This is a genomic window from Solilutibacter silvestris, assembly GCF_050574925.1.
Taxonomy (GTDB): domain Bacteria; phylum Pseudomonadota; class Gammaproteobacteria; order Xanthomonadales; family Xanthomonadaceae; genus Solilutibacter; species Solilutibacter silvestris_A.
In genome coordinates this window covers 1-21,123 of sequence record NZ_JBCMOO010000007.1, presented here as the reverse complement: position 1 = coordinate 21,123, position 21,123 = coordinate 1, and the positions used below count along the sequence as shown (strand labels likewise).

Sequence of the window (21,123 nt, the reverse complement as noted above, 5' to 3'; positions counted from 1 at the left end):
CGCGAACCAGTGGTTCGCAAGCGTTTGCCTCACCCATGTAGGCTCGTGCGCAGCATCCATGCTGCGCAACGGTCGCTTCACCCGATCCCATGAGGCCCTTCCGCGCCCGGTATAATTCCGCTCTCCGTTTCCAGCCTTTCGGCGCCCCGCGCGCCCCGTCCGCATGTCTACCGTTGCCCAGGAAGCCGCCCGTCGGCGCACCTTCGCCATCATTTCCCACCCCGACGCCGGCAAGACCACGCTGACGGAAAAGCTGCTGCTGTTCGGAGGCGCGATCCAGATGGCCGGCTCGGTCAAGGGTCGCAAGGCCGCGCGCCACGCCACGTCCGACTGGATGGCGCTGGAAAAGGAGCGTGGCATCTCGGTGACGTCGTCGGTGATGCAGTTCCCCTATGAAGGCCGCATCGTCAACCTGCTCGATACGCCAGGCCACGCCGACTTCGGCGAGGACACCTACCGCGTGCTCACCGCGGTGGACAGCGCGCTGATGGTGATCGACGTCGCCAAGGGCGTCGAGGAACGCACGATCAAGCTGATGGAAGTGTGCCGCCTGCGCGACACGCCGATCATGACCTTCATCAACAAGCTCGACCGCGAGGGCAAGGACCCGATCGAACTGCTCGACGAAATCGAGAGCGTGCTGAAGATCCAGTGCGCGCCGGTGACGTGGCCGATCGGCATGGGCCAGCGCCTCAAGGGCGTGGTCCACCTGATCACCGGCGAAGTGCATCTGTACGAGGCCGGAAAGAACTTCACCCGCCAGGATTCGACCATCTTCCCGTCGATCGACGATCCCGGCGTGGAAGCCGCGATCGGCGCCGACATGCTCTCCGCGTTGCGCGACGAACTGGAGCTGGTCGAAGGCGCTTCGCATCCGTTCGATCGCGACGCCTATCTCCGCGGCGAACAGGCGCCGGTGTTCTTCGGCTCGGCGGTGAACAACTTCGGCGTGCAGCCGCTGCTCGACTTCTTCGTCGACCACGCGCCCTCGCCCCTGCCGCGCGCGACCACCGGCCGCGACGTCAAGCCCGACGAAGACAAGCTCACCGGCTTCGTGTTCAAGATCCAGGCCAACATGGATCCGCAGCACCGCGATCGCGTGGCGTTCATGCGCATCTGCTCGGGCCGTTTCAGCGCCGGGATGAAGGCCTTCCACGTCCGCACCGGCAAGGAACAGAAACTCGCCAACGCACTCACCTTCATGGCCAGCGATCGCGAGATCGCCGAGGACGCGTGGCCGGGCGACGTGATCGGTCTGCACAACCACGGCACGATCTCGATCGGCGACACTTTCAGTGAAGGCGAATCGATCAGCTTCACCGGCATTCCCAACTTCGCGCCGGAACTGTTCCGTCGCGCGCGCCTGCGCGATCCGCTCAAGCTCAAGCAACTGCAAAAGGGCCTCGCGCAGTTGTCGGAAGAAGGCGCGACCCAGTTCTTCCGCCCACTGATGTCCAACGATCTGATCCTCGGTGCGGTCGGCATGCTGCAGTTCGACGTGGTCGCCTATCGCCTCAAGGACGAATACGGCGTCGATGCCTCCTTCGAGAACGTGCAGGTCGCGACCGCACGCTGGATCCGCTGCGACGATGCCAAGAAGCTGGAAGAGTTCCGCGAAAAGAACGCGGGCAACCTCGCACTCGATGCCGCCGGACAACTGGTCTATCTCGCACCGACCCGCGTGAACCTCCAGCTTGCGGAAGAGCGTGCGCCGGGCGTGACCTTCCTCGCGACGCGCGAGCACGCGCACGCAACCCACATCGACTGAGAGCACAACCCGGAAGCAGCCCAGACAGGCTCTGATGCAGCGCATCATTCGGTGGCGTATGCTGCGGTCATGGCCTACGGAATCTCCACCTATACCGCGCAGGAAGAACGCGCCAATGTCTGGACCGCCGGACTCGGCGCGATCGCCGCGCTGATCGCGGGCATCGTGATGCTGGCCACCGCGGGCGCGCAACACGCCAGCGGCCTGCAATTGTTGTCGGCGGCGGTATTCACTGCATCGATGCTCGCGCTCTATGGCGCCAGCACCGCCTACCACAACGCCAGCGAACCGACGCGCCGCGCACGCCTCAAGGTGATGGATCACTGCGCGATCTATCTGCTGATCGCCGGCACCTACACGCCGTTCACGCTGTTGGCGTTGCCGCAACCGACCGGCATCCGGCTGTTCATCATCATCTGGTCACTGGCGATTTTCGGCATCGCCTTCAAGCTGTTTTTCACCGGACGCTTCAAGCTGGTGTCCACCCTCGTCTACATTGCGATGGGCTGGCTCGGCATCATCGAATGGCGGACGATGCGCAGCGCGCTCACTCCGTGGGTCTTCGACTGGATCCTCGCCGGCGGTGTCTGCTACACGCTGGGCACTGTGTTTTACATGAGCAAGAAACTGCCGTACGCGCATGCCGTCTGGCACGCGTTCGTCGCCGCTGGTACGGTCTGCCACTTCGTCGCGGTGTGGAAACTCGTCGTGCCGTGACGAAAATCAGGACGTGATGTAGTCCTGCAGATGCCGCAACTCGGTCTTCTGGTCGTCGATCACCGCCTTCACCAGGTCGCCGATCGACACCAGGCCGACGACTTCCTTGTGATCGAGGATCGGCAGATGGCGCACGCGCTTCTCGGTCATCACCTGCATGCACTGGTGGACGTCGTCGCTGGGCCGCGCGCATACGACTTCGTGGCTCATGATCTCGCTCACCGGCGTGGTCGCCGACGTGCGCCCGAGCAATACGACTTTGCGCGCGTAGTCGCGTTCGGAGAGGATGCCGACCAGTTTCTGGCCATCCATCACCAGCACCGCGCCGATGCCGTGCTCGGCCATCAACCGCAGGGCATCGAGGACCGGCGCCGACGGCGCGATCGACACCACTCCGGAAACCTTCTTTCCTTCAAGCAGATGCCGGACCTGACCCATGGATCACTCCTCGCCTCGAGCCTGACCTCAGGATACTCCCACCGTCGCGGCCCGCTCAATGGCTGGCGTCTTCGACGTCCTGCAGCGCATCGACACCACCGAGATTGCCCATCTGCCGCTGGATCGCGTTGGCCCGGCGCAACACGTAGGCACTCGGGTGCGCGGCGCTGAATCGGCGCGGACTCGGCAGTACCGCCGCCAGTCGCGCCGCCTGCGCCGACGACAGTCGCGATGCGTCGACGCCGAAGAAACTCCGCGACGCCGCCTGCGCGCCATACACACCGTCACCGAACTCGGCGATGTTCACGTACAGCTCGAGGATGCGCTCCTTCGGCAACAGGTGTTCCATCAGGAAGGTGTACCAGACCTCCAGACCTTTGCGTCCCCAACGCAGCAGCATGTTGTCGCCCTGCCACAGGAACAGGTTCTTCGCAGTCTGCTGGCTGATGGTGCTGGCACCGCGCACTTTCGTCACCGGTCGCCCACGCGCTTCCGCGCGCGCCTTCATTCGCGCGTTGTAACGCTCGGCCGCCTGGATCGCATCGAAATCGAAGCCATCGTGCTCGGCGAATTTCTGGTCTTCGGAGGCCATGACGGCAACCGGCAGCGATGGCGAAATTTTCGCCAATGGACGCCAGTCGTAGGCGATGCGGAATCCGGTATCGCCCGATACCCAGGCACCCAGGGTGCGGATCAGCATGAAGCTGGAAAACGGTGGATTGATGAAGCGAAGGCTCGCCACCTGCAGGATGCTGAAGACGATCGCGATTGCCGGCAACCACAACAGCCATTTGCGCAGTCTTCGGCGTCGACGCTGGCGCCGCGTCCCTTGCGCACCAGCCGATGCGCCCCCATTTGAGTTGTCTGAAGTCCGGCCCATCCGGACATTATCCCTACCGATACCCGCCATGAGCGACTCCAGCGACCTCCTCCATCGTTTCCTGCTACCGGACGCACATGTCCGTGGCGCCCACGTGCGCCTCGACGCCACCTGGAAGCACATCCTGTCGCACGCCAGCTATCCGGAAGCGGTCGAAGCCCTGCTCGGCGAGGCGTTGGTTGCCAGCGCATTGCTCAGTGCGCACACCAAGGTCGAAGGACGACTGTCCCTGCAGGCCCGCAGCAGCAGCGCCCTGCGCACCCTGTTCGCCGAGTGCACCGCGGCTGGCACCCTGCGCGGCATCGCCAGGCTCGCGGATGGCGAAGTACCACCCGAGGACCTCGCCTCGCTCGGCAGCGACGCCATGCTCGCCGTCACCATCGAGAACCCCGGGCTTGGTGGTGGCGAACCGATGCGCTACCAAGGCCTGGTGCCTCTGGAGTCGCCGACCCTATCCGGCGCGCTCGAGGACTACTTCGACCGCTCCGAACAATTGCCGACCCGGTTGATCCTCGCCGCCGATGGCGAACGCGCGGCCGGACTGCTGTTGCAGGCGCTCCCCGGCGCCGGCAGCGACGACGATGGCTGGAATCGCATCTCCTTGCTGGCCGCCACCCTGGGTCGCAACGAGTTGCTGGATCTCCCTGCCGACATTCTCCTGACCCGCTTGTTCCACCAGGAAACGCTGCAGGATCTCGGAGCGAAACCCCTGCAATTCGGTTGTTCCTGCTCGCAGGGCCGAGTCGAGGACATGCTGCGCGCCCTTGGCCGTGAAGAAGCCGAAGCCGCCGCTGGCGCGTCTGTCTCAGGGCAGGCCGAGATCATCTGCGAATTCTGTGGCAAGCATTACCATCTCAGCGGCAGTGAGATCGATCAGCTGTTTCTGGCGCCTCCAGCCGTGACACCATCTTCACGCCTTCAGTAGCTGAATGAGCAGGAATCGATTCGAATCCGAAGTTGTTAAGGAAACATAAACGGACTAGAATCGATTCGTTCAAAAGAGGGGAACTTCGGGTATCACGCCCGGTCTGACTGCCGATGAACAACCGGTTCCGCACCGTTGTCGCCGTTTCCCTGCTGGCTCTCGCCTGCAGCGGATCCGTGTACGCGCAGTCATCGACCTACGTTCCGATCGTGAACAACAAGAGCGGCAAGGTCGAAGCGTTCCTGCAGCTCGATCCGATGACCGTCGGTGGCAAGCACACCCAATGGCGCTTCGGCAGTAATTCCCTCGATAGCGCTTTCGGCCTCGGCAATGGCGAATCCCTCGCCCTGCTCTGCGATTCCGGCACGACTCCGCAGTCGATCCGCAATCTTTCCAGCGGCTGCATGCTCGGCTCGCTCGATCGCAGTGGTCGCCATGGCGTTGGCGCCAGCGTCCAGAAGGGTGGCAATCGTGCCGGCTTCAACCTCGGCAAGGGCAATTCCGGCCTTCCCGAATGGCTGACGCCGGTCAACGGCAAGGTCCAGCAGACCGACCTGGCCCTGTTCGCCGAGCGCAACGTCGGTCGCAACGGCGTGGTCTCCATCGCCGGCACGACCGCGAACGCGCGCCTTGTGCCTGCCTCGGAAATGCCCCTGCTCGCTGATCGCTGGAACACCCAGTCGCTTAGCGTCGGTGGTGGTGTCGGCAACATCCGCGCGAACATCTTCGGCCGCGTGGTGAACGTTCCCGGTCAACCGAAGTTCGAAGGCTTCGGCCTCGGTGTGACCTGGCGCACCCCGTGGAGCGGCCAGCTGTCGGTCGGTGCGGAAAACATCGTCACCAAGGGCAGCAATCCCTTTGCCGTTCCCGGCAAGGATGGCAAGGAAGACAGCACCGTTCCCTACGTGCGCTACCAGCAGGATCTTTGATTCGCCACTGCTTATGTACTGATGATCGATGAAACAAACCGCCGCGAGGCGGTTTTTTGTTGGCTGGCATCTTTCTGTATCGAATGGCGGACAAAAAAACGGCCACCCGAAGGTGGCCGTTTCGTTTGGAGCGATTTGCAGTGCTTCGATCAGTAGTCGTAACGGACCGTGAAGGCGGCGTAGCGCGGCGCGGTGTAGGACAGGTCCTGACCGAAACGCGGGTTGGCGACCGTACGCGAGCTCTGGATGCGAGCGTACTTGTACTGAGCGACCTGCTCGTTGAACACGTTGTAGATATCGAGCATGAACGACAGCTTGTTCTGCGCGAAGGTTGGCGTGTAACGGAACTGCAGGTTGTACTGGTGCGTCCACTGCGTGCGACCGAGGCTGCCACGCGGAGCCGGGGTGTAAGCGCCCGGCTGCACGGCGGTCGTCTGGATGCCGCAGAAGTGGTAGAACGAACCGTTGTACAGGCCGGCATCGGCCGTCGGGTAGAAGCTGGTGCAGCTGGTCGGACGACCGGCCGAGATCACGGCAGTGGCACCGACCTGGAACTGCTTCGAGAAGCGATAGAAGCCGTAGGCCTTCAACACGTGCGGGCGATCGTTCGGCAGGTAACCATAGGAATTCACCATCAGCTGCGGCAAGTCCCAATCTTGCGTCACGGCCACGTCGGCCTGGCCACCGGCACCGGTATCGATGTCGGAGTTCAGCTGACCTTCGGCGTTACCCGTGTTCTTCGAGAACACGTATTCGAGCTTGCCGTACCAGTTGTTGGCCAAGGTGTGCTCGACGAAGGCATGCAGCGCCGAGTACTTGCGCTTCAGCTTCGGCAGAGCGAGCTGTTCGGCACTGTAGTAGTGCTCCTTGAACGAACCATCCGGCTGCTGTTCCAGGAAGGTATTGCCCACGCCCGGGTTGAAGATGAAGCACGCGCCACCCAGTGCCGGGGTGCAGGTGTCATCGATCGAGCTGCGCAGCGCGCGGTACTGGTACTTCAGGCCCCAGGTCACGGTCGGGGTGATCTGGTGCTGGAAGCCCAACACGTACTCGTCCTGGAAGTGGCCCTTCAGGTTCTTAGCCGCGACGGTACGCGGATCCGGAGCCTGGCCGCACTCGAGGTTGGAGGAAATCGCCTGCGTACCCGGGCAGACATAACCCTTCGAGGCATCCACCGCAATCGGGGTCAAGCCGGTCGGAGCGCCGGTTGCCGGATCGACGCCGGTGTAGGTGAACGACTGCACGGTGAACAGCGAACCGGAAGCAGCACGCACCGCCACGTTGTTCGGCAGCACCAAGTGGTAACGACCCGCGTTACCGAAGACCTTCAGCGAAGAATCGCCGTTCACGTCCCAGCTGAAGCCGAGGCGCGGCGCCCACTGGTTCTTCTGTTCCACGTACTTCTTGCCGGTACCGGTGTAGTTCGTGAAGTTCTCGTTGCGGACACCGATCGACAACAGGAAGTTGTCGGTGATCTTCCACTTGTCCGTCAGGTAGTAGGCCTTCTGGTCGGTCTTGACCAGGCCCTTGTTGACGATGATGGTCTTGTCGACCCAGAAACCCTGGGTACCGAGACCACCAGCCGAAGCCGGCGAACCGACACCGTGGCCGGCGTCAACCGGACCGTTCGGGGTCGAGGTGAAGTTGTAGGTCCAGGAATAGCCACCCGCCGTCTGGGTACCGGTCAACGACGTTGCCGTCATGTTGTCGATACCAGCGCCCAGCGTGTGGCGACCCAGCACGTACTCGACGTCGAAGCGCAGCGCACGGGTCTTGTCGTACGCACCCGGCACGGCAACGCTGGCCGCGCCCTGGCAACCGACCGTATAGGTCAGGCCCGGCGCGCGGTTGGCGGCGACGTTCTGGCCGGCGATGACCGGGCAGTTCGGGTTGTAGCCGAACAGATCCTGGGTATGAGTGACCTTCTGCTGGCCGCCCAGCAGGCTGATCGTCAGGTTCTGGCCGAAGTGGCCGGTGTACTTGCCGATGTAGGTGCGGGCGTTGTCTTCGAAATTGCCGCCACCATTCTGGGTGCTGCCGTGCACGAAGCCGTTGTAGTCATAGCTGACCAGCTTCTGGTCTTGCTTGGTCACGTCGGAAATGCCGGTGAACTCAAGCAGGTGGTTGCTGTTGATCTGCCAGTCCAGCTTGACCAGGCCACGCGGGTACTTGTACTCGCGATCAGCCCAACCGGTACGGGAAGTAGCCGACAGACGGGTGATTCCGTTGGACTCGTCGTGCTGCTTGGTCAGGTCGGCCGAAGCGTAGAAGAACAGGTGGTCCTTGATGATCGGACCGCTGGCGTACAGGCCGTACTGGAGCGAACCAAGCTTGTTTTCCTGGCGACGCTGATACAGCGTGCCATCGGTGGCCGGCACGCGACCGGTGGTCGGGTAGTAATAGTCACGATAGTTCGAGCGCCAGCTCGACGGAGCGTAGATGGCGAGCGCACCGAAGTGCCATGCGTTGGAGCCGCGCTTGGTCGTCACGTTGACCACGCCGCCGGTGGAACGACCGAACTGTGCGCCATAACCGGCAGTCAGCACTTCTTCTTGGTCGATCGCGTCGAACGGCAAGGTGGTGAAGCCGAGCGAGGTCAGCGGGTTGGTCACCGGGAAACCGTTGATGTAGTACGCGTTTTCCGACGATGCCGAACCACCGAAGCTCGGGGCGTTCGCGGCATACGAGGAGTTGGCGACCACGCCAGGCGCCAGCAGGGCGACCGAGGCGACGCCGTGCGCCACCGGGATCTGCTGCAGCTGCTTCGCGGTGAAGACGGTCGTCGATTCCACCTTGGTCACGTCGATGGCATTCGCGTTGTACGCGCTGCCGACGACGGTCACTGTGCCGAGATCGCCACTCTTCGCTGCGGCTGCGCCGCCGAAGTTCACCGAGGTACCCGAGTTGATCTTGACGAACGCGTCTTGCGACACGCCATTCGAAGTCACGCGGTAGTTGCCCGGCGGGAGCTGGGCAAACGAGTACTTGCCATCGCTGCCGACCGACACGACACGGGTGAAGCCGGTATCGGTGTTCTGGATCGTGACCTGGTCGCCTGCTTTGGCGTTACCGAAGATCGAACCAACGGTGCTCTGTGCACCGACGGTTCCAGCGAAGCACATGCTGAGCGCCGCTGCCAGCGCGCTGATGCGCACGGTGGACTTGAGGGATTTTGATGCCATGTTGGATGTACCCCTGAGGAGAAATTCGAGACTTGTATACGGTCAGGGCCAGAGCCCGACCGCCGGACTATAGCTTTGGAAACAAATCCTTAACAAGTTCCCGCATCCCATTCAGGTGGATTTACTTTCGATAGGTTGACACGGTCTTTTAATATTGTGATGAGATTCACATTTTTTTGTGACCTAATTTATGAGTCATTTCAAGTCCCATTTCACGTGTTGCTGCAGCGCAAAAAAAACGGCCACCGCAAGGTGGCCGTTTTGGTTATGCCAATACCGCTATCGATCAATAGTCGTAGCTGACCGTCAAACGTGCCGTGCGTGGGGTCTGGAACGTCGTTCCCATGCCATAGGTATTCGACACGGAATGCGGACCATCCTCATAGATCGGATCAACCGAAGTCGGATTGCGATCATTCAGGACATTGAACACGTCGAAGGCAAACGTCAGCTTCTTTTCCGCCCACAGCGGACGGTAAATCACACCGAGATTCAACTTCTTGGTCCAGGGCGTGCGACCAGCAGAGCCCGGCGTCGACGGCGTGCCATTGCACCAGTGGTAGAACGAACCATAGCCGATCGGATCGGTTTCATTCGGTCCGTAATAACCCATGCAGTTCTTGGGTGTTCCCGACTGGGCCAACACAGTACCGGTCACCATCCAATCGCGAGCAAACTGATACATGCCACGCAGCTTCAATTGGTGGCGACGATCGTTCTGCAGGGTGCCGCTCGCGTATTCCATCAGCGTTGCAGCATCCCAGTCGGTCGTCTTGGACACGTCATTCTGTCCGGTATCCGACTTGACCTGGCCTTCACTGTTGCCCGTGCTGCGGCTCCAGGTGTAATCGAGGCGTGCCTGCCACTTGCCATCGAACGGGTGCTCCAGGTACAGGTCGAGACCGACGTACTTGCGCTTCGCACCCTCGGTGAACCCGAGGTCCGCATTGGTCGTGGTCACAAGAGCCGACCCGGAACCATCCAGTCGATTGACCTGGAAGGTGTTGTCGCGACCCGGATTGAAGATGTAGCAGCCCTTGATGTCATACAGCGCCGAGTTCATACCCGAAGCATCCATCTTGTCGGCAATCTTCTGGGTATCGCAGAAGTCGTCGATTGCCGTTCGCAGCATGCGCAGCGTGCCCTTGGCACCCCAGCTCCACTTGGCGCTCAGAGCCTGATCGAAGCCCAGGATGAATTCATCCTGGTATTGCGCCTTCAGGCTACGGGCAGCCACGGTATGCGGATCGACCGGCGTGCCGTATTCCTGATTGGCAGACACCGGACCGGTGGTACCAATCGGAGTAAGGCCCGTCGGCGCGCCATTGGCATCGATACCCGTGTAATTGAAGTATTCGCGCGTATACGTCGAAGCCGATGCACCGCGAATCGCCACGCTGCTGGGCAACGCCAGGTAGTAACGGCCAACATTGCCGTAGACCTTCATGGTCGAATCGCTCTTCACGTCCCAGCTGAAGCCGACGCGTGGCGCGAATTGATTGCGCTCGTCAACATAAGCTTGGCCGATATTGTTCTTGTTGATGAAGCGGTCGTTGCGGATACCCAGCTTCAACAAGAAGTTCGGACGGATCTGCCATGCATCTTCGAGGTAATAGGCAGTCTGATCCACGGACATGTTGCCGCGGAAATCCTGGACAAGCTTGTCGACGTAGTAGTTGCTGTTCGGCGCCGGGACGCCAAGACCGGTGCTGATCGGATCGGTCGGGGACGACGTCTGGTTGTATTCCCAGCGATAACCCGGGCCACCAGTCGTCTGGCCCTGGTTGTAAGCCTCGTAGTACATGTTGTCGATGCCGCCGGCGAACGTATGGTTCCCGAGGCGATAGCTCAAGTCGATGCGCAGGCCATGGGTATCGATCTCTGCATTGCCGGAAGCCAATCGTCCAACCGTCTGGCCGTTGCGGATCGGCACGCCGCCCGGCAAATACGCCGGATTCTGATTGGCCGGGCCAAGAATCTGGGGAAGCGAGCTGTACACACCTGGGAATACCGGATTCTTCAATACGCTCTTGCCATAGGTGACATTGAGGGTGAGATCGTCCGAAAGATAGCTGGTGTACTTGCCGACATAGAGCTTGGTTTCGTTCTTGAAAATATTGCCCTTGCTCTGGAAGGCACCTTCCTTGCCAGTCGCATAGTCGTATGCGTAGTTGTCGCTACGGACGTTGTCCGAGTTCTTGATGCCGGTCAATTCAACAATGTTGTTGCTGTTGATATTCCAGTCCAGCTTCAAATAAACCTTGGGACGCGTATTGACTGCCTTGTTGTCACTAATAATCGACGCAGCGCTGTTTGAGCGCGTCATGCTGTCGATTTGTTCGTTTTCTGCCGACAGGAAGAAGAACAGCTTGTCGGGAACCAGCGGACCACCGACGTATGCGGAATACGTACGCGACCACGTCTTCTGGTCAGCGCCGCGCGAGAAGATCGTTCCCGGCAGTGTGGGATCAGAATACGCATGGCCAGCAGGCAAGGAATTGTTCGGATACATGACGTCCTTCGGAGCGCTTGCCCAAGCCTTCGGCGCATAGATGATCTGGCCACCAAAGTGCCAATCCTTCGTACCACGCTTGCCGACCTGGTTGATCACGCCACCATCCGAACGACCGTACATGGCGCTGTAACCACCGATGTAGGTTTCCTGCTGGGCAATCGACCCATAGGGCAGACCGACGCCACCCAGACCCATCAGCGGGTCGGTGCTGTTGTAACCATTGATGTAATAGGCATTTTCAGTAATGCCTGAACCACCGAAAGACACGGTATTGGTGGATCGACCGCTGAGCGTGCCGACATTGCCGCTACCCTGGATGACACCCGGAGCAAGCAAGGCCACCGACTCTGCGCTACGAGCAACCGGCAGAATGGCAAGCTCCTTGGCCGTGATGACGCTGCGCGAATCGACCTGAGTGACATCGATGGTTGAACCGGCGCCGGTCACGGTAATCGTGCCGAGTTCGTTGCCACCGGAAGCTTGTGCGCCAGCAAAGGATGCTTCCGTACCGGCACTCACCTTCACCAAGACTTGCTTGGTGCCGACAACCTGATCGCCCTTCTTGGCGGTGATGGTGTAGTTGCCGACTGGCAGGCTGCCAATGGAATATCGACCACTGCTATCGACGTTCACCGTACGGGCAAAGCCCGTATCACTGACGACGGTGATGGTTTCACCGGGTGCAGCATTGCCGAACACCGTACCGGTAGTAGCCTGCGCGTGCACGGTCCCTGCAAAGCAGAGACCCAGTGCAACCGTCAGGGCACTGCGCTTGAAGCCGGACCTGATTGAATTGGATGACATTGAATTGAACCCCATGGGTGTGGAAACACGTGGAAAAGCCAGCCAACCGACATGTGGTCCAGTCGACCTGACGATCGACTATAGCTGTTGAAACAATTCTTTAACAAGGTTCTCACTAGCCATTCATAAACATTTGCAACCCATGACATTCAGTCAAGAGACAGCTACGTGTCTCTTTAGTAAACAATCGATTAGCGAACAAATTTCCTTGTCAACCAAAAGGTATTACACGCGTAGGTCACGTTGCGCATCGATAAATCAAATCTATCGAGATGCCTGCAGCATCGACACGCCCATAAAAAACCGGCCCTGTGCTGGGCCGGTTTTTGAGTTGCATTGATGCTGTCTGTTCGGGTCAATAATCGTACGAAACCGCAAGCTGCACATACCTCGGCGTGGTGTACGAACGCGGCTGGAACAACCTTTCGCGGATCAGATACGGAGCACGCTCGCTGTATGCATAGACGGATGTCGGCGTACGGCTGTTGCCCACGTTGAACACGTTCAACGAGACCGCCATCTTGTGCTGGAGGAATGCCGGCTTCCAGGTCACGTTCAGATCGTAGCGGTGCGTCCATGGCGTCCGCGTCTTGCCGGGCGTCCAAGTTTGACCAAGGCAGGTATGGTAGGAATCGCCATAACCGATCGGATCCGCCGCCGGCGACCCGTGATCGATGCTGCCGTCCGGATCGTAGAGCCCGAAGCAGCTGATCGGTGCACCCGATGCGATGGTCGCGCTGGCACCAATCATCCATTCCGGCGTGATCGCATAGCTACCATGCGCCTTCAGCACGTGGGTGCGGTCGTTCGGCAGGAAGCCATCGGCGAAGGCCATGATCTGCCAGGCGTCGTAGTTCTGGCTGGTCCCCACGCCGTTGTCATGCGAATCGGAACCCTGGCCGGTATCCGAGTTGGCCGGGCCTTCCGAATTACCGGTCGAACGGCTGAAGGTGTAGTCGATGCGTGCTTCCCACTTGCCATCGAACGGATGCTCGATGAACAGGTCCAGCGCGTTGTACTTGCGCTTCAACACATCCATGCCCGGCCCCAGCTGGCCCGATGCAATTTTCTGGTTCTTGCGGTTTCCGGTATTTGACCACAGACCAGTGACAGGATCCTGGGTGATCTGGGCGAAGCTGTAGGTATTGCTGCCGCCCGGATTGAAGATGTAGCAACCGGACACGCCGTAGTAGCTGCCATCGGAAGCCTGGGCTGTGTAGTTGCCCAGGTTGTTGGTGCCGCCACCGCTCACGTCCGTCAGGCCAGCCGCCGCCATCACCGAGCCGTGATCACACATGTCGTCGATCGCCGACTTCAGGTCGCGATGCGTCAGCTTGGCGCCGATGGTCCACGCCTTGGTCAGGTTGGCCTGGAAGCCAAGCACGAACTCATCCTGGTACTCGGACTTGATGTCCTTCGGCACATAGGCCAAGGGATCCTTCGGGGCACCGTTTTCGCCATCCGCCGACACGGGGCCTGCAGGCCCCGTACCCGCCAGGTTCAGGACCGGCGTCAGGCCCGTGGGCACGCCATTGGCATCGATGCCGGTATAGGTGAAGTACTCGCTCGTGTAGGTCGACTTGCCCACGCCGCGGATCGCCACCGCATTCGGCATGGCGAGGAAGTAGCGCCCGGCGTTGCCGAACACCTTGAACGTGGAATCGCCGTACACATCCCAGCTGAAGCCCAGACGCGGTTCCCACTGCGCCTTGCTGTCGACGAAGCGCACGCCGGTATCGCTGAAGTTCTGGAACTTGTCATTGCGGATACCGAGCGACAACAACAGCCTGTCGGTCACCTGCCAACGATCTTCCAGATACCAGGCCTGCTGCTTCAACTTCATGGTGGTGGTATCGAAATACTTGTCGCGACTGACGTAGTAACCACCGGCATTGGTCGAGGGGCCAACGCCCAACCCTGCATTGATCGGCGTCACGTTGTCACCGGTAAAGCTGTAGGTCCAGACATCCGCGACCTGGCTTTGGCCTTCGTTCTCGCCCTTCAGGTTGGTGTTGTCGATGCCCGCGCTCAGGGTGTGGCGACCAAGGACGTATTCCAGCTCGATGCGGTAACCGTCGGTGATATCGCGAGTCCCCTTGACCGCGTTCTGGGTCTGCTGCGGGTTGGTGAATACATCACCGCCCGTGATCGCCGGATCCTGGTCGCCGGCACCGGCATTGATCAGCGGAAAGCCGGTCAGAAACGGATCCGTGTTGTAGGTCTTGGTCGACCTGCCGTAGAGGGCCGTCAGCGTCAGCTTGTCGGTGAGATAGCCGGTGTACTTGGCGATATGGAAGCGGTTGTCTTCCTGGATGCTCGTATCCGGAATGTTCTTGCCCAGGAATTTCTGGCCACTCCAATCGTAGTTGTAGGTATCGCCGGACTGGCGATACTTCTCGCCCACGAAGGTGTATTCGAGCAGATTCTTGTCGTTGATGTTCCAGTTGATCTTGAGGTACATCTTCGGGTCACGCGATGACGTCTTCGTGCCCAATTGATTGGGATCGGCAACCGGGTTCAGTGCCGGAGTCGTCGTGTGTCCAAGCGTGGTTTCGTAGGACAGGAAGGCAAAGAGCTTGTCCTTGATCAGCGGGCCGCTGATATACCCCGAATAGGTATTGCTCCAGTCCTTGTGGTTCTTGCCAGCGTCGTAGACCTGGCCAATGCGCGACGGGTGCCAGTACGAATAGGGACCGTACGCGGAAGGGGCCGGCAGCGCTGGCGGCCTGTAGTAGGTATCCGGACGCGACTCCTTCAGCGATTTCGGCTCATAGACGATCTGCCCGCCGAAATGGAACGTATTCGTACCGCTCTTGCCGACCTGGCTGATCACGCCACCATCGGAACGGCCGTACTTGGCGCCATAACCACCGGTATAGGTTTCCTGCTGCTCGATCGAACCATAGGGCAACTGGAAGCCACCCACGTTGGTGATCGGATTGCCGCTGAAATAGCCATTGAGGTAATAGGCGTTTTCGGCGACGCTGGAGCCGCCGAACGACACGTCATTGCCGAAGAAGGTGCCATTGCCGCCCACCGCGCCCGGCGACAGCAGGGCGATCGCTTCGGCGGAACGGGCAATCGGCAGACGCTTAAGTTGCGCGGCCGTGACGACGGTGCGGGTATCGGTCTGGGTAACGTCGATCGCCGGCGCACCATGTGCCGTGACCGTGATCACGCCCAGCGTGTTGCCGGAATTGTTCGTAGGAGTGACGAAGGACACATTGGCGCCGGCGCCAGGCGTCACAACGACTTCGCGCGTGCTGCCCCCCGAAGTGACCGTGTAGGAACCCACCGGCAACGAGCTGGCGGTATAGCGCCCCTGCGAGTCGGCGGTAATGGTGCGGGTGAAGCCCGCGTCGTTCTTGATCATGACGGTCGCGCCCGCGGGCACGGTGCCGTAGATCGAACCGCTGGTGGCCTGGGCGTGGACTCCGCCTGCAAAGCAGAGGCCGAGTGCGACTGTCAACACACTACGCTTGAATCCGAACCGGATTGAATTGGATGCCATTGGAGAGACCCCGTGAGTGAGTGAAAACTCTCAGGCAGTCCACCTACCCGGCCTGCCTGACCGGGTTATCTTGCATAAACAAATCTTTAACGAAACGCGATGGCTCCATTCATCTTGTGTTTAAGATTTCCTTGTTCAGCAACCGTATAACTATATTTTCTTCGGATAAACCGAATTTCGGGGATGGCCAATCTTGTCAACCCATAAGACAGGCATGCGTTAATCGAAAACGCGCGTTCTCGCGAAGAATTCCGAGAAAGAAACACACGAAACCCGGCCGCTCGGCCGGGTTTTCTATTGCACCAAGACGATGTGTCAGCCTGACGACTGTCTTCTTTATGAGAGAGACCCGAGGATGCGCCGCTGCTCTTCCGGCAAGGCTTCCGGCATCCGGACCCCGTACTCATGCAGGTACTCCCCGATGTGCTCGAACTCGGAAGCCCAGCCTGCCCTGTCATAGCCGAACAGCTTCTCGCGGGCCTCGACCGTCAGCTCGACGCCGTCGAGGTTGATGTCCGCCGGGTCCGGCAAGTTGCCGATCGGTGTTTCGACGGCGCCTGCGGCGCCATCGACGCGCTTGAGCATCCACTCGAGCACGCGCATGTTGTCGCCGAAGCCGGGCCACAGGAAATCGCCACCCTCGCCCTTGCGGAACCAGTTGACGTGGAAGATCTTCGGCAGCTTCGCGCCCGGCTTGTCGAACGACAGCCAGTGATCGAAATAGTCGGCGAAGTTGTAGCCGCAGAACGGCTTCATCGCCATCGGGTCGCGTCGCATCACGCCGACCGCACCGGTCGCGGCGGCCGTCGTCTCCGAACCCATCGCGGCGCCGACCAGCACGCCGTGCGTCCAGTCGCGCGCCTCGAACACCAGAGGCACCAGTGATGCACGACGGCCACCGAACACGATCGCGGAAATCGGCACGCCCTGGGCGTCTTCCGCATGCGGTGAATACGACGGGCACTCCTTCGCGCTCACGGTGAAACGCGAGTTGGGATGCGCTGCCGGATGCGTCGCCGACGCGTCGTAGGCATTGCCCTTCCAATCGGTGACGGGCACGCGCTTGTCGAGTCCTTCCCACCACGGCTGGTTGTCGTCGGTGACGGCGACATTGGTGAAGATCGTGTTCTGCTGGATCGATGCCAGCGCGTTGGGGTTCGACTTTTCCGATGTCCCCGGCGCGACGCCGAAGAACCCCGCTTCCGGATTGATGGCGTAGAGACGGCCGTCCTTGCCCGGGCGCATCCAGCAGATGTCATCGCCGATCGTGGAGATCTTCCAGCCATCCTTGCGATAACCCTCCGGCGGAATCAGCATCGCCAGGTTGGTCTTGCCGCAGGCGCTGGGGAACGCCGCGGCAACGTAATGCGTTTCGCCCTGCGGGTTCTCGATGCCGAGGATCAGCATGTGTTCGGCGAGCCAGCCTTCCTTGCGCGCCTGGTACGAGGCGATGCGCAAGGCATGGCACTTCTTGCCGAGCAGCGCATTGCCGCCATAGCCGGAGCCAAAGGACTGGATTTCCAGGTCTTCGGGGAAATGCATGATGAAGCGGCGATCGGGATCGAGTTCGCCGGTGGAATGCAGCCCTTTCACGAAGCTGCCTTCGCGCTCGATGCGCGCCAGTGCCGCCGCGCCCATGCGCGTCATGATGCGCATGTTGGCGACCACGTAGGGCGAGTCGGTGATCTCGACGCCGCAACGCGACAGCGGCGAATCGATCGGGCCCATGCAATAGGGCACCACGTACATGGTTCGGCCCTTCATGCAGACATCGAACAGCGACTTCATTTGCTGGCGCGCCTGATCGGGCGCCATCCAGTGGTTGTTGGGGCCGGCATCGTCGCGATCGCTGGTGCAGACGAAGGTCAGGTGCTCGACGCGCGCGACGTCGTCGGGATGCGAGCGGTGCAGGTAGCTGTCGGGATGCGTCCGTTCGTTCAACTTGATCAGCGTACCGTCGGCCAGCATCTGCGCGATGAGTGCGTCATTCTCGACATCGCTGCCATCGCACCAGTGGATGCGGTCCGGCTTGGTGAGTTGCGCGACCTCCAGCACCCATTGGTTCAATGCATCAAGGCTCGACGTGCTCTGTCCGTGTTCGCTCATGTCCCCTCACTTTTGTTTTGGAATCAATGTCGCCATCATGTGGGCGACATACGCTTCGTATTCTTCTTTTGGCGGCCGGTCCTGCGGCAGCTGCAGGTTGAGCTGCAGGAAACCGATGTAGGCCGAATACACCAACCGGGCGCGATAGCGCGCGGTGTCGGCGTCGAAGCCGGCGCGACGGAACGAATCGGTGACCCATTCCAGGCGGCGGCGCGAAATGCGCGTGACCGCCGGTTGCACGATGGGGTTGTCCATCGCGCGCAACAGCTGGCCATAGATGACATGCGAGACGTCATCGTGGGCAACGAGTTGGAACAACTGTTCGAGGCGCGCGCGTGGATCGCCGATCGACTCGAGGCGATCGAACACCTGCGCCTGTTCGTATTGCTCCCAGCGATCGAGCGCGGCCTGCAGCAGGGCATCGCGCGTCGGGAAGTGCCAGTAAAAACTGCCCTTGGTCACGCCGAGTCGACGGGCCAGCGGTTCGACCGCCAATGCCGGGACACCTTGTTCTCCGATCTGCTGGAGGGCCGCGGCCGACCAATCGTCGGCACTCAGCCGGCCGGCGCGATCCGCCTTGCCGGAAATCGATGCGATCTGGTTTGTCATGGCCCAGTGTAAGCACACTCCGTACGGTTCCGTCAAAGTGCGTATGGTGCTGCACTGCAACTTGACGATCACGAATTCTTCTCAATACGTACAAGTATGGAAAAGGGCGCGGGGTTGGTATACGCTCGCGTTCATTCATTCAATTGTTTGAATTCCAGCGGAGCCGCCATGAGCATCGTCCTCCCCCTCCTCGCCATCGTGATCGCGACTGGTATCGCGGCCTATCACCGCTGGAGCCTGGCGCTGTGGTCGGCGCTGACTGCAGCATTCCTATTGGTCGCCTGGTTCTTTGGCGGCAACTCCACGCTGACGATTGTCCTGGTCGTGCTGTCCGCGATCGTGGCGATTCCGCTGCTGGTGCCGGGAATCCGCAAGTCGCTGGTGACGACCCCGCTGTTGAAGTTCTACACGCGCATCCTGCCGCCGCTGTCCGACACCGAACGCACCGCGCTGGAAGCCGGCACCGTCGGCTTCGAAGGACAACTGTTCTCGGGCATGCCCGATTGGTCGCAGTTGCTGAAGTTGCCGAAGCCGGAACTGAGCGCCGAGGAACAGGCATTCCTGGATGGCCCGTGCGAAGAGCTGTGCCGCATGGTCGACAACTGGGAGATCGACCACGTGCGCGCCGACCTGCCGCCGCAGATGTGGGACTACGTCAAGCGCAACAAGTTCTTCGGCCTCAACATTCCCAAGGAATACGGCGGCCTCGGCTTCTCGGCGCTGATGAACCACAAGGTCATCCAGAAGCTGGCCTCGATTTCGTCGGTGGTGAGCTCGACCGTCGGCGTGCCGAATTCGCTGGGCCCGGCGGAGCTGCTGATGCATTACGGCACCGATGAGCAGAAGGCGCATTACCTGCCGCGCCTGGCCGATGGTCGCGAAGTGCCGTGCTTCGCCCTGACTGGTCCCTTCGCAGGTTCCGACGCGACGTCGATTCCCGATTACGGCATCGTCTGCAGCGGCGAGTGGAACGGCGCCAAGGTGCTGGGCGTGCGCCTGACGCTCAACAAGCGCTACATCACGCTGGCGCCGGTCGCGACGCTGATCGGCGTGGCCTTCCGCATGTACGACCCGGATGGCCTGCTCGGCGACAAGAAGGACATCGGCATTTCGCTGGCGCTGGTGCCGCGTGACAGCGAAGGCCTGGAAATCGGCCGCCGCCACTTCCCGCTCAACTCGCCGTTCCAGAACGGCCCGATCCGCGGCAAGGACGTGTTCGTGCCGCTGTCGCAGCTGATCGGCGGGGAAGACTACGCCGGCCAGGGCTGGCGCATGTTGATGGAATGCCTGTCGATCGGCCGCTCCATCACCCTGCCCTCCACCGCCAGCGGCGGCGCCAAGATGGGCGCGGTCGTCACCGGCAGCTATGCGCGCATCCGCAAGCAGTTCGGCCTGTCGATCGGTCGCTTCGAAGGCGTCGAGGAAGCGCTCGCGCGCATGGGCGGCCACGCTTACGCGATCAGCGCGTTGTCGCAGGCGACTGCGGCAGCGGTCGCGCGCGGCGAGAACCCGGCGGTGCCTTCGACCATCTCCAAATATCACTGCACGACCATGGGTCGCGAAGTCGCCAAGGACGTGATGGACGTGATCGGCGGCAAGGGCATCATCCTCGGCCCGCGCAATTTCGCCGGTCGCGCCTGGCAGGCTTCGCCGGTGGCGATCACGGTGGAAGGCGCCAACATCATGACGCGCTCGCTGATGATCTTCGGACAGGGCGCGATCCTCTGCCATCCGTGGGTGATGAAGGAAATGAAGGCGACCCAGATCGCCGACGCCAACGAACGCATCAGCGCCTTCGACGGCGCGTTGTTCGGGCACATCGGCGCTGCGATTTCCAATGCCGTGCGCAGCCTGTGGTTCGGCCTGAGCTGGTCGCGATTCGGCAAGGCGCCGGGTGACGATTACACGCGCCGCTACTACCGCAAGATGAACCGCTACTCCGCCAACCTCGCGGTGATGGCCGACATCTCGATGCTGATGCTCGGCGGCAAGCTGAAGTTCAAGGAATCGCTGTCGGGCCGCCTCGGCGACGTGCTGAGCGAGCTCTACATCGCCAGCAGCATGCTCAAGCGCTACGAGGATGAAGGCCGTCCGGCGAGCGACCAGCCGTTGCTGGCCTGGGCCTTCCACGACGCGGTCAACAAGATCGAAACCGCGCTATCGGGCGCGCTGCGCAACTTCCCGGTGCGTCCGGTGGCATGGCTGCTGTGGCCGATCATCTTCCCGTGGGGTCGTCGCGCGCAGGCGCCGAGCGATCGCCTTGGCCACAAGGTGGCAAGCCTGCTGATGACGCCGTCCGACGCGCGCGATCGCCTGGCCGAAGGCGTGTTCACCACGCCCAGCGAGAACAACCCGGCCGGCCGCATCATCAGCTACCTGCCGAAGTTCGTGATGGCCGAGCCGGTCGAGCGCAAGTTCATGAAGGCGCTGAAGAACAGCGACATCGAAGCGCTGGAGTTCGAAGACCAGCTGGTCGAAGGCGTGCGCGAAGGCTGGATCTCGTCCGAGGAAGCCGACCAGTTGCGCGAACTGCGGACGATGACGCTCGACACCATCATGGTCGACGACTTCGATCCGGAAGAGCTGCGCTCGGCGGGCTATCGCGATCTCATCGCACGCGAGCAGCAGTCGCCGCGGGCGGTTGCCTAGCACGCGCTGGTGCGTGGGTGACCAGCTCCGGAGCGCGGGACGCCGTGAATACGTCCATGTAGGCTCGGACGCGCCATCCATGGAGCGTCC

At 61.2% G+C, this 21,123-nt stretch carries 12 protein-coding genes; 5 read left to right on the top strand and 7 right to left on the bottom strand.

Annotation, left to right across the window (positions count from 1 at the left end; genetic code table 11):
* The first annotated feature begins 163 nt into the window (after positions 1-163).
* Entirely contained in the window at positions 164-1,768 is a 1,605-nt protein-coding gene (locus ABE093_RS12060) for a peptide chain release factor 3 (protein ID WP_430761155.1), read from the top strand.
* 69 nt (positions 1,769-1,837) lie between these two features.
* The gene (gene trhA, locus ABE093_RS12055; RefSeq protein WP_430761154.1) at positions 1,838-2,485 is read left to right on the top strand and encodes a PAQR family membrane homeostasis protein TrhA; all 648 of its coding nucleotides are present in this window, start codon (positions 1,838-1,840) and stop codon (positions 2,483-2,485) included.
* A 6-nt stretch (positions 2,486-2,491) separates the two neighbouring features.
* Here the strand turns inward: trhA and ABE093_RS12050 are convergent, their stop codons facing one another.
* Both ABE093_RS12050 and mtgA read right to left on the bottom strand, forming a co-directional pair.
* Complete coding sequence (locus ABE093_RS12050; RefSeq protein WP_430761153.1) at positions 2,492-2,923, bottom strand: CBS domain-containing protein; 432 nt, start codon at positions 2,921-2,923, stop codon at positions 2,492-2,494.
* Positions 2,924-2,978: 55 nt separating this feature from the next.
* Positions 2,979-3,803: a monofunctional biosynthetic peptidoglycan transglycosylase gene (gene mtgA / locus ABE093_RS12045; protein ID WP_430761152.1), complete on the bottom strand. Its 825-nt coding sequence runs from the start codon at positions 3,801-3,803 to the stop codon at positions 2,979-2,981.
* A 28-nt stretch (positions 3,804-3,831) separates the two neighbouring features.
* Between mtgA and ABE093_RS12040 the strand changes: the two genes are divergently transcribed.
* Together ABE093_RS12040 and ABE093_RS12035 are read left to right on the top strand one after the other, a co-directional pair.
* Complete coding sequence (locus ABE093_RS12040; protein WP_430761151.1) at positions 3,832-4,728, top strand: Hsp33 family molecular chaperone HslO; 897 nt, start codon at positions 3,832-3,834, stop codon at positions 4,726-4,728.
* A gap of 149 nt (positions 4,729-4,877) precedes the next feature.
* Positions 4,878-5,657 carry a hypothetical protein gene (locus ABE093_RS12035; RefSeq protein WP_430761208.1) on the top strand — a complete coding sequence of 260 codons (780 nt, stop codon included), beginning with the start codon at positions 4,878-4,880 and terminating at the stop codon, positions 5,655-5,657.
* A gap of 149 nt (positions 5,658-5,806) precedes the next feature.
* Here ABE093_RS12035 and ABE093_RS12030 read toward each other — a convergent pair whose 3' ends face one another.
* The 5 genes from ABE093_RS12030 to ABE093_RS12010 form a co-directional block, all read right to left on the bottom strand.
* Complete coding sequence (locus ABE093_RS12030) at positions 5,807-8,839, bottom strand: TonB-dependent receptor (protein ID WP_430761150.1); 3,033 nt, start codon at positions 8,837-8,839, stop codon at positions 5,807-5,809.
* A gap of 286 nt (positions 8,840-9,125) precedes the next feature.
* Positions 9,126-12,158, bottom strand: a complete 3,033-nt coding sequence (locus ABE093_RS12025; RefSeq protein ID WP_430761149.1) for a TonB-dependent receptor — start codon at positions 12,156-12,158, stop codon at positions 9,126-9,128.
* Between the two features lie 355 nt (positions 12,159-12,513).
* Entirely contained in the window at positions 12,514-15,630 is a 3,117-nt protein-coding gene (locus tag ABE093_RS12020) for a TonB-dependent receptor (protein ID WP_430761148.1), read from the bottom strand.
* Positions 15,631-16,005: 375 nt separating this feature from the next.
* On the bottom strand, positions 16,006-17,775 hold the full coding sequence (locus ABE093_RS12015) for a phosphoenolpyruvate carboxykinase (GTP) (protein ID WP_430761147.1): 1,770 nt from the start codon (positions 17,773-17,775) through the stop codon (positions 16,006-16,008).
* A 6-nt stretch (positions 17,776-17,781) separates the two neighbouring features.
* Positions 17,782-18,384 (bottom strand): TetR/AcrR family transcriptional regulator, encoded by a 603-nt coding sequence (locus tag ABE093_RS12010; protein ID WP_430761146.1) that lies wholly within the window; start codon positions 18,382-18,384, stop codon positions 17,782-17,784.
* Between the two features lie 168 nt (positions 18,385-18,552).
* On the opposite strand from ABE093_RS12010, the gene ABE093_RS12005 reads away from it, so the two are divergent.
* The gene (locus tag ABE093_RS12005; RefSeq protein ID WP_430761145.1) at positions 18,553-21,033 is read left to right on the top strand and encodes an acyl-CoA dehydrogenase; all 2,481 of its coding nucleotides are present in this window, start codon (positions 18,553-18,555) and stop codon (positions 21,031-21,033) included.
* Positions 21,034-21,123 lie beyond the last annotated feature (90 nt).

Coding starts and splice junctions, on each gene's coding strand:
- ABE093_RS12060 (WP_430761155.1), top strand. CDS start 164: ATGTCTACCGTTGCCCAGGAAGCCGCCCGTCGGCGCACCTTCGCCATC.
- trhA (WP_430761154.1), top strand. CDS start 1,838: ATGGCCTACGGAATCTCCACCTATACCGCGCAGGAAGAACGCGCCAAT.
- ABE093_RS12050 (WP_430761153.1), bottom strand. CDS start 2,923: ATGGGTCAGGTCCGGCATCTGCTTGAAGGAAAGAAGGTTTCCGGAGTG.
- mtgA (WP_430761152.1), bottom strand. CDS start 3,803: ATGGGCCGGACTTCAGACAACTCAAATGGGGGCGCATCGGCTGGTGCG.
- ABE093_RS12040 (WP_430761151.1), top strand. CDS start 3,832: ATGAGCGACTCCAGCGACCTCCTCCATCGTTTCCTGCTACCGGACGCA.
- ABE093_RS12030 (WP_430761150.1), bottom strand. CDS start 8,839: ATGGCATCAAAATCCCTCAAGTCCACCGTGCGCATCAGCGCGCTGGCA.
- ABE093_RS12025 (WP_430761149.1), bottom strand. CDS start 12,158: ATGTCATCCAATTCAATCAGGTCCGGCTTCAAGCGCAGTGCCCTGACG.
- ABE093_RS12015 (WP_430761147.1), bottom strand. CDS start 17,775: ATGAGCGAACACGGACAGAGCACGTCGAGCCTTGATGCATTGAACCAA.
- ABE093_RS12010 (WP_430761146.1), bottom strand. CDS start 18,384: ATGACAAACCAGATCGCATCGATTTCCGGCAAGGCGGATCGCGCCGGC.
- ABE093_RS12005 (WP_430761145.1), top strand. CDS start 18,553: ATGAGCATCGTCCTCCCCCTCCTCGCCATCGTGATCGCGACTGGTATC.